Origin of the sequence: Pseudomonas tehranensis, assembly GCF_014268615.1 — a bacterium.
Classification (GTDB): Bacteria; Pseudomonadota; Gammaproteobacteria; order Pseudomonadales; family Pseudomonadaceae; genus Aquipseudomonas; species Aquipseudomonas tehranensis.
Window position 1 is genome coordinate 1 of sequence record NZ_JABWQV010000206.1, and the last position, 8,978, is coordinate 8,978.

At 62.2% G+C, this 8,978-nt stretch carries 8 protein-coding genes; 6 read left to right on the plus strand and 2 right to left on the minus strand.

The features are described 5' to 3' along the window. Positions 1–55: 55 nt before the first annotated feature. Both HU811_RS21425 and HU811_RS21430 read right to left on the minus strand, forming a co-directional pair. Positions 56–472, minus strand: coding sequence for a DUF3010 family protein (locus HU811_RS21425; RefSeq protein ID WP_186657971.1), 417 nt, complete (start codon positions 470–472; stop codon positions 56–58). Positions 473–517: 45 nt separating this feature from the next. Next, positions 518–919, minus strand: coding sequence for a lysozyme inhibitor LprI family protein (locus tag HU811_RS21430; protein WP_186657973.1), 402 nt, complete (start codon positions 917–919; stop codon positions 518–520). Positions 920–1,154: 235 nt separating this feature from the next. Between HU811_RS21430 and HU811_RS21435 the strand changes: the two genes are divergently transcribed. The 6 genes from HU811_RS21435 (at position 1,155) to etfB (ending at position 8,934) form a co-directional block, all read left to right on the plus strand. After that, positions 1,155–2,132, plus strand: coding sequence for a dipeptidase (locus HU811_RS21435; RefSeq protein WP_047230381.1), 978 nt, complete (start codon positions 1,155–1,157; stop codon positions 2,130–2,132). A gap of 78 nt (positions 2,133–2,210) precedes the next feature. Then, positions 2,211–2,741, plus strand: coding sequence for a DUF5943 domain-containing protein (locus HU811_RS21440; protein WP_065760209.1), 531 nt, complete (start codon positions 2,211–2,213; stop codon positions 2,739–2,741). A 15-nt stretch (positions 2,742–2,756) separates the two neighbouring features. Further along, positions 2,757–4,817, plus strand: coding sequence for a dimethylglycine demethylation protein DgcA (gene dgcA, locus HU811_RS21445; protein ID WP_092400727.1), 2,061 nt, complete (start codon positions 2,757–2,759; stop codon positions 4,815–4,817). A 161-nt stretch (positions 4,818–4,978) separates the two neighbouring features. Continuing rightward, entirely contained in the window at positions 4,979–6,928 is a 1,950-nt protein-coding gene (gene dgcB / locus HU811_RS21450; protein WP_186657976.1) for a dimethylglycine demethylation protein DgcB, read from the plus strand. Further along, a complete protein-coding gene (gene etfA, locus HU811_RS21455; protein ID WP_186657979.1) occupies positions 6,928–8,148 on the plus strand; it encodes an electron transfer flavoprotein subunit alpha in 1,221 nt (406 codons plus the stop codon). The genes dgcB and etfA overlap by 1 nt, the downstream gene beginning before the upstream one ends. A gap of 15 nt (positions 8,149–8,163) precedes the next feature. Continuing rightward, complete coding sequence (gene etfB / locus HU811_RS21460; RefSeq protein ID WP_186657982.1) at positions 8,164–8,934, plus strand: electron transfer flavoprotein subunit beta; 771 nt, start codon at positions 8,164–8,166, stop codon at positions 8,932–8,934. The last annotated feature ends 44 nt before the right edge of the window (positions 8,935–8,978 follow it).

Consider the following 8,978-nt stretch of genomic DNA (forward strand, 5'->3'; position numbering starts at 1 on the left):
CCAGCGGGAGCAAGCTCCCTCGCCACGGGGGGACGCATTCCACAGGGGGATGCATTTATTTTTTCACCAACGCCGAACATGCCGCTTTGTACGCTTCATGCTGATATTTGTTCAGCGTCGCTGGCAAGGCGAAGTCGTGTTTCTTGTGCTGCGCATTGATGGTCTGCGGTGACAGCAGTGTCACCGCGCAGCCCTCGAGCAACTGGAAAACCCCCTCGATCTTGAACGTGGTCGGCCCGCCGGCGAACTCGCCTTTCTTGCTGCGCTTCTTGATGGCGATGTGCTCGATACCGTTATCCACTACGAACGCCCGCACCTGAGCGGCGAAGGCCTTGACGTTGGCGGCTTCGTCATCGTCGTCCAGGGCGATTTTCTTGGTGTTCAGCGCGATGTGGGTTAGCGCCTGCTGATCCAACGAGGCAACGGCGATGATCGCTTCGCTGCCTTTGATTTCGATGCCGCAGATTTTCATGTGAATCTCTTTGCTCGGTGGTGACGTGCAGCTTACAGCTCCACGTTACTCCTGCCCAATCGACTCCAAAAACTCCGACCGGTCATCACTCACCTGGGCCATGCAGTCGTTTTCGGCGATTTTGTAGGCTTCGCTGCCGGGTTTGGCCGGGAAGGCGGCGATGGCACAGTCGGCATCGCGTTGTTTTTGCCAGAGTTGCTGGGCTGTCCTGATTTTGCGGGTGATGTCGTCGAGCTGGGCCTTGTTGTCGGCGTAGAGGGTTTGCAGGCGTTCGTTGAGGCTTAGCAGGTTGTCGGCAAGCAGTTGTTCGGCGGCGGTTTTGCCGTAGGCCGAGCAGGCCAGGGTCTGGACGTCGTTTTCCACGGCATCGCAGGGGTTGTGTTCGGTGTCTTCGGTCGCGTGGGCGACGGTGCTGCTCAGAGCCAAAGCCAGGATGATTGATTTCATTGCGTTGCCGCTCGAGTCCATTGAAAACCAGTGATGCGGCGGATTCTGGCGCAAGCGTCGGGCAAAGAACAGACGGGCAGGGTGGCCCGCTCATAGCCCTTTGTCGTGGATTGACGCTTTCGGCAATTCCCCTGTCGTTTTTGCACCCGGTCGCCAATGCACCGAGGCATATGCTGGCCCCAAAGCGCCGGCACACGATTCGGCGCATGAATCGCTGACAAAAGGGGACTGCCTGATGAGCCCAGCCGAATTGCACGCCGACAGCATCGTTATCGACGGGCTGATCATTGCCAAGTGGAACCGTGACCTGTTCGAAGACATGCGCAAGGGCGGTCTGACTGCCGCCAACTGCACGGTGTCGGTGTGGGAAGGTTTTCAGGCCACCATCAACAATATTGTCGCCAGCCAGAAACTGATCCGCGAAAACAGCGACTTGGTGATCCCGGTGAAAACCACCGCCGATATCCAGCGCGCCAAGGCTCAGGGCAAGACCGGCATCATCTTTGGCTTCCAGAACGCCCACGCTTTCGAAGACCAACTGGGCTACGTCGAGATCTTCAAGCAGCTCGGCGTCGGCGTGGTGCAGATGTGCTACAACACCCAGAACCTGGTGGGCACCGGCTGCTACGAGCGTGACGGCGGCCTGTCGGGCTTCGGTCGTGAAATCGTCGCCGAGATGAACCGGGTCGGGATCATGTGCGACCTGTCCCACGTCGGCTCCAAGACCTCCGAAGAGGTCATCCTCGAATCGAAGAAACCGGTCTGCTATTCCCACTGCCTGCCCTCGGGCCTCAAGGAACACCCGCGCAACAAGTCCGATGAAGAACTGAAGTTCATCGCCGACCACGGCGGTTTCGTCGGCGTGACCATGTTCGCGCCGTTCCTGGCCAAGGGCATCGATTCGACCATCGATGACTACGCCGAGGCCATCGAATACACCATGAACATCGTCGGCGAAGACGCCATCGGCATCGGCACCGACTTCACCCAGGGCCATGGCCAGGACTTCTTCGAAATGCTGACCCACGACAAGGGTTATGCCCGTCGTTTGACCAGCTTCGGCAAGATCATCAATCCCCTGGGCATCCGCACCGTGGGCGAGTTCCCGAACCTCACCGAGACGCTGCTCAAGCGCGGCCATCCGGAGCGGGTGGTGCGCAAGATCATGGGCGAGAACTGGGTCAACGTCCTGAAAGACGTCTGGGGCGAATAAAGCCGCCGCATCACTGAATCCTTTACCTGCGGCCCTTTGCGTCGCAGGCATACCACGCATTTTCGGAGTTAAGTTTCCATGGCCAAAATCGCCCCTCAATTGCCTATCGAAGTCGACAGTGAAACCGGTGTCTGGACCTCTGATGCCCTGCCGATGCTCTACGTGCCGCGTCACTTTTTCGTCAATAACCACATGGGCATCGAAGAAGTGCTGGGCGCCGATGCCTACGCCGAGATTCTCTACAAGGCCGGCTACAAATCCGCCTGGCACTGGTGTGAAAAAGAAGCCGAATGCCATGGCCTGGAAGGCGTCGCGGTATTCGAGCACTACATGAAGCGTCTGTCCCAGCGTGGTTGGGGCCTGTTCAAGATCCAGGACATCGACCTGGAAAAAGGCACCGCCAGCGTCAAGCTGGAACACTCAGCGTTCGTCTATGTGTACGGCAAGGTCGGGCGCAAGGTCGACTACATGTTCACCGGCTGGTTCGCCGGCGCCATGGACCAGATTCTCGCCGCCCGTGGCAGTTCGATCCGCACTGTGGCCGAGCAGGTCTACGGCGGTTCCGAAGAAGGCCACGACGACGGCCTGTTCATCGTCAAGCCGTTGTAAGTCGAGGATTGCGCCATGGCTTTTGAAGCAATGTTCCAGCCGATCCAGATCGGCAAACTGACCATCCGCAACCGTGTACTCAGCACCGCGCACGCCGAGGTCTACGCCACCGACGGCGGCATGACCACCGACCGCTACGTGAAGTATTACGAAGAGAAGGCCAAGGGCGGTATCGGCCTGGCGATTTGCGGTGGCTCCTCGGTGGTTGCCATCGACAGCCCGCAGGAATGGTGGAGTTCGGTGAACCTGTCCACCGATCGCATCATCCCGCACTTCCAGAACCTGGCCGACGCCATGCACAAGCATGGCGCCAAGATCATGATCCAGATTACCCACATGGGTCGTCGCTCGCGCTGGGACGGTTTCAACTGGCCGACCCTGATGTCGCCGTCCGGCGTGCGCGAGCCGGTGCACCGTGCCACCTGCAAAACCATCGAGCCGGAAGAAATCTGGCGGGTGATCGGCAACTACGCCCAGGCGGCACGGCGTGCCAAGGCCGGTGGCCTGGACGGCGTTGAGCTGTCCGCCGTGCACCAGCACATGATCGACCAGTTCTGGAGCCCACGGGTCAACAAGCGCACCGACGAATGGGGCGGCACCTTCGAGGGGCGGATGAAGTTCGGCCTGGAAGTGCTCAAAGCCGTGCGCGCCGAAGTGGGCGACGACTTCTGCGTGGGCATGCGCCTGTGCGGTGACGAGTTCCACCCGGACGGCTTGTCCCACGAGGACATGAAGCAGATCGCCAAGTACTACGACGACACCGGCATGCTGGATTTCATCGGCGTGGTGGGCTCGGGTTGCGACACCCACAACACCCTGGCCAATGTTATCCCGAACATGAGTTATCCACCGGAGCCGTTCCTGCACCTGGCCGCCGGTATCAAGGAAGTGGTCAAGGTCCCGGTGCTGCACGCGCAGAACATCAAGGACCCGAACCAGGCCACGCGGATCCTGGAGGGCGGCTACGTCGACATGGTCGGCATGACCCGCGCGCACATCGCCGACCCGCACCTGATCGCCAAGATCAAGATGGGCCAGATCGACCAGATCAAGCAGTGCGTGGGCGCCAACTATTGCATCGACCGGCAGTACCAAGGCCTGGACGTGCTGTGCATCCAGAACGCCGCGACGTCCCGTGAATACATGGGCGTGCCGCACATCATCGAGAAATCCACCGGGCCGAAACGCAAGGTGGTGGTGGTCGGTGCCGGTCCGGCGGGTATGGAAGCGGCCCGTGTGGCGGCCGAACGTGGCCACGACGTGACCCTGTTCGAGAAGAAAGAATTCATCGGCGGGCAGATCACCACGGCCTCCAAAGCCCCGCAGCGCGACCAGATCGCCGGTATCACCCGCTGGTTCCAGCTGGAACTGGCGCGGTTGAAAGTCGATCTGCGCCTGGGCGTGGCGGCGGACGCGGCGACCATCATGGACCTGCGTCCGGATGTGGTGGTGCTGGCCGTCGGTGGGCATCCGTTCATCGAGCAGAACGAGCACTGGGGCGCCGCCGAAGGGTTGGTGGTCAGCAGCTGGGACGTGCTCGATGGCAAGGTTGCACCGGGCAAGAACGTGCTGGTCTACGACACCATTTGTGAATTCACCGGCATGTCGGTGGCCGACTTCCTCGCCGACAAGGGCAGCCAGGTCGAAATCGTCACTGACGACATCAAGCCGGGCGTGGCCATTGGCGGGACTTCGTTCCCGACCTACTACCGCAGCATGTACCCCAAGGAAGTGATCATGACCGGGGACATGATGCTGGAGAAGGTCTACCGCGAAGGCGACAAGCTGGTGGCGGTGCTGGAGAACGAATACACCGGGGCCAAGGAAGAGCGCGTGGTGGATCAGGTGGTGGTGGAAAACGGCGTGCGACCGGACGAAGAAATCTATTACGCGCTCAAGGAAGGTTCGCGCAACAAGGGCCAGATCGACGTCGAAGCCTTGTTCGCGATCAAGCCCCAACCGTGCCTGGAACAGAGCGGCGATGGTTACCTGCTGTTCCGTATTGGCGACTGTGTGGCCCAGCGTAATACCCACGCCGCCATCTACGACGCCCTGCGGTTGTGCAAGGATTTCTAACGGCTTGCACATAACCCTGTGGGAGCGGGCTTGCTCGCGAAAGCGGTGGGTCAGTCAATTCAAATGTGACTGACAGGATGCATTCGCGAGCAAGCCCGCTCCCACAGGAACCGAGTAAGGCATCTCGACCTGCAAGACCTGAGGTCTTTGGGAGCTTCACCATGCTGAACACCCTTCTTCCCATCCTGCTGTTCGCCGCTTTGGGCCTTGCGGTCCTTGGCGCTTTGCGGCGGGTGAACATGTGGCGCCGGGGGCGACCGTCCAAGGTCGACCTGATCGGTGGTCTTTTCGCCTTGCCCAAGCGCTACATGGTGGATTTGCACCATGTGGTGGCGCGGGACAAATACATCGCCAACACCCACGTCGCCACGGCGGGCGGTTTTGTGCTGGCGGCACTGCTGGCGATCCTGGTGCATGGTTTCGGCCTGCAGAACCGCATCCTGGGCTATGCCTTGCTGTTCGCCACGCTGCTGATGTTCAGCGGCGCGATCTTCATTGCCTTGCGTCGTCGCAATCCGCCGTCACGGCTGTCCAAGGGCCCGTGGATGCGCTTGCCCAAGAGCCTGTTCGCGTTTTCCATCAGTTTTTTCCTGGTGACCTTGCCCGTCGCTGGAATCTTGCCGGCGGACTTCGGGGGCTGGGTATTGGTGGCGCTGTTGGGCCTGGGCGTGCTTTGGGGTGTGTCGGAAATGTTCTTCGGCATGACCTGGGGCGGGCCGATGAAACATGCCTTTGCCGGGGCCCTGCACCTGGCCTGGCACCGCCGCGCCGAACGCTTTGGTGGCGGCCGCTCAACCGGCCTCAAACCTTTGGACCTGAACGACCCCGCTGCACCGCTGGGCGTTGAGAAACCCAAGGATTTCACCTGGAACCAGTTGCTCGGTTTCGACGCTTGCGTGCAGTGCGGCAAGTGCGAAGCCGCGTGCCCGGCCTTTGCCGCCGGCCAGCCGCTGAACCCGAAAAAACTCATCCAGGACATGGTCGTCGGCCTGGCCGGTGGCACCGATGCGAAATTCGCCGGCAGTCCGTATCCGGGTAAACCGGTAGGCGAACACAGCGGCAATCCACACCAGCCGATCGTCAACGGCCTGGTAGACGCCGAGACGCTGTGGTCCTGCACCACTTGCCGGGCGTGCGTCGAGGAATGCCCGATGATGATCGAGCACGTCGATGCCATCGTCGACATGCGTCGTCACCTGACCCTGGAGAAAGGCGCCACGCCGAACAAGGGCGCTGAAGTATTGGAAAATCTCATTGCCACCGACAACCCTGGCGGCTTCGCCCCGGGCGGGCGGATGAACTGGGCGGCGGACCTGAACCTGAACCTGCTCAGCGAGGTGAAATCCACCGACGTGCTGTTCTGGGTCGGTGACGGTGCCTTCGACATGCGTAACCAGCGCACCTTGCGCGCCTTCGTCAAAGTCCTCAAGGCGGCGAACATCGACTTTGCCGTGCTCGGCCTCGAAGAGCGCGACAGCGGCGATGTGGCCCGGCGTCTGGGTGATGAAGCGACCTTTCAGCTATTGGCCAAGCGCAACATCCAGACCTTGGGCAAATACAGCTTCAACCGGATCGTCACCTGCGACCCTCACAGCTTCCACGTGCTGAAAAACGAATACGGCGCATTCGATGGCAACTATCTGGTGCAGCACCACAGCACCTACCTGGCAGAAGTCATCGAGGCCGGCGCCCTGAACCTCGGCCAGCACAAGGGCGACAGCGTGACGTATCACGACCCGTGCTACCTGGGACGTTACAACGGCGAATACGAGGCGCCACGCCAGGTGCTGCGTGCGCTGGGCATCGAGATCAAGGAGATGCAGCGTTCCGGTTTCCGTTCCCGTTGCTGCGGCGGTGGCGGCGGCGCGCCGATCACTGACATTCCGGGCAAGCAGCGTATCCCCGACATGCGCATGGAAGACATCCGCGAAACCGGTGCCGAACTGGTGGCAGTGGGTTGTCCACAGTGCACCGCGATGCTTGAGGGTGTGGTCGAGCCGCGCCCGATGATCAAGGACATCGCTGAACTGGTGGCCGACGCCCTGCTCGAAGACGCGGTTGCGAACAAACCAGCGGCTCCGGCCAAACGTGAACCTGCGGAGGTGCACTAATGAGCGACATCATCCGCCGCGACCCTCGCGCCGAGTGGATCGCCCGTAACCGCCTGCACCCGCTGCACGCGGCCATGCAACCGGTCCAGCACAGCTGGATGGGCCCCAACGGCATCATCCGCAAGAATGTCCACGGCGTGGGTTTCATCGGCCCTAACGGTATCAAACGTATCGACCGCAGCGGCGCCCAGCAGGGCGGCGCGAGCAAGCGCAGCGCAGCTGTTGAAGTGCAACTGCCGCTGCATCAGGTGCCGCAACCGGCGTTCTACATCAGCGTGGTGCCGGACATGGTCGGCGGTCGCCTCAGCAGTCACGATCGCGACTTGCTGGGCCTGGCCCATCAGCTTGCGGGTACGGACGGTGCGGTGCTGGCGGTGGTATTCGGTGAGCACAAGGAGAACGCCTTTGCGACGGCGGGCGTCGATCGCTTGCTGGTGCTCGAAGGTGAAGAATTCAGCGGTTATGCACCGGAACAGCGAGTCCAGGGCCTTCGAGCTGTGGATAACCAATTCAATCCACGCCATTGGTTGCTGCCTGACAGCCGCACCGGTGGCGGCGAAATGGGCCGGCGGTTTGCCGCAGCTTTGGGCGAGCGCCCGGCCACGCGGGTCTGGCAGGTCAAGGGTGAGGAGTGCATCGGCCGCGCCGGTGCCGGCCTGCAAGACCTGGCGCGGCCGTTGGCACGGTTGATCCTGGCGGCGGCTGAATGCGCCGAGCCGGTCAGTGAAACCCGTCACGAAGCCCTACCGGTGGAGTTATCCACAGGCGTGGCGCGCAGCTTGTCGCGCATCGAAGATCTGGGCGCGGTGGCGGTGGACCCGGGCGCGATCCCGATGGCCGAGGCCGAATTCATATTCTCCGGTGGCAACGGGGTCAAGGACTGGACGCTTTTCCATCAGACTGCTGCGGCCCTGGGCGCCACCGAAGGTGCCTCGCGGGTAGCGGTGGACGATGGCTTCATGGCGCGGGATCGCCAGGTTGGCGCGTCCGGCACCTGGGTTACAGCGCGGGTCTACGTCGCGGTGGGGATTTCCGGGGCGATACAGCATCTGCAGGGTATCGGTGCCTGTGACAAGGTGGTGGCGATCAACCTCGACCCCGGTTGCGACATGATCAAACGGGCAGACCTGTCGGTGATTGGCGACAGCGCGGCGATTCTCCAGGCCTTGATCGCGGCGGTAGAGGCGTACCGCAACGAAGCCAAGCGCGATGCGGCTTAAGCTAAGGATTCAACCATGAGTACTCAAGTGATCAGCCTGGTGTCCATCGGCGCCCACCCCACCTCCGGTCGGCCCCGGCGCGCCGAGCAGGATGCGCGGGCCGTGGAGCTGGGCCTGCAACTGGCCGGTAAAGACCTGCAAGTGCTGCACGCAGGCGACGTGGCTGAACCGGCCCTGCGCGCCTATCTGGGCATGGGCCTGGACGAACTCTACGTACTGGATAATCCTGCCGGCGCCGACGCACTGCCGGCCCTGACCGACTATCTGCGCGACGCGGGCGCCCATGTGGTGCTCACCGGCAGTCAGGCGGAAACCGGCGAGGGTTCCGGCATGTTGCCGTTCCTGCTGGCGGAAAGTCTCGGCTGGCCGCTGGTGGTGGGGTTGGCCCAGGTCGAATCCATCGACAGTGGCGTAGCCTTGGTGCTGCAAGCCTTGCCCCGCGGCCAGCGGCGACGTCTCAAAGTGCGCCTGCCGTTTCTCGCCACGGTGGATAACGCCGCCCCCAAACCCCGGCAAAGCGCCTACGGCCCGGCCCGACGCGGGGCGTTGCACGCTGAAGAAGTCGAGGTAATCGACGACGCTCTGTTGACGGTGGCGACCCTGCAACCGGCCAAACCACGGCCCAAACGCTTGAAAGTGATCAAGGCCAAGAGCGGCGCCGACCGCATGAAAGCCGCCACGGCCAAGGCCAGCGGCGGAGGCGGGCAGGTGCTCAAAGGCGTGAGCCCGGAGGCGGGCGCCGAGGCGATTCTCAAGTTGTTGGTTGAGGAAGGGGTGGTTCGCTAAGCCTGGGAACACCTAGATCCCTGTGGGAGCGGGCTTGCTCGCGA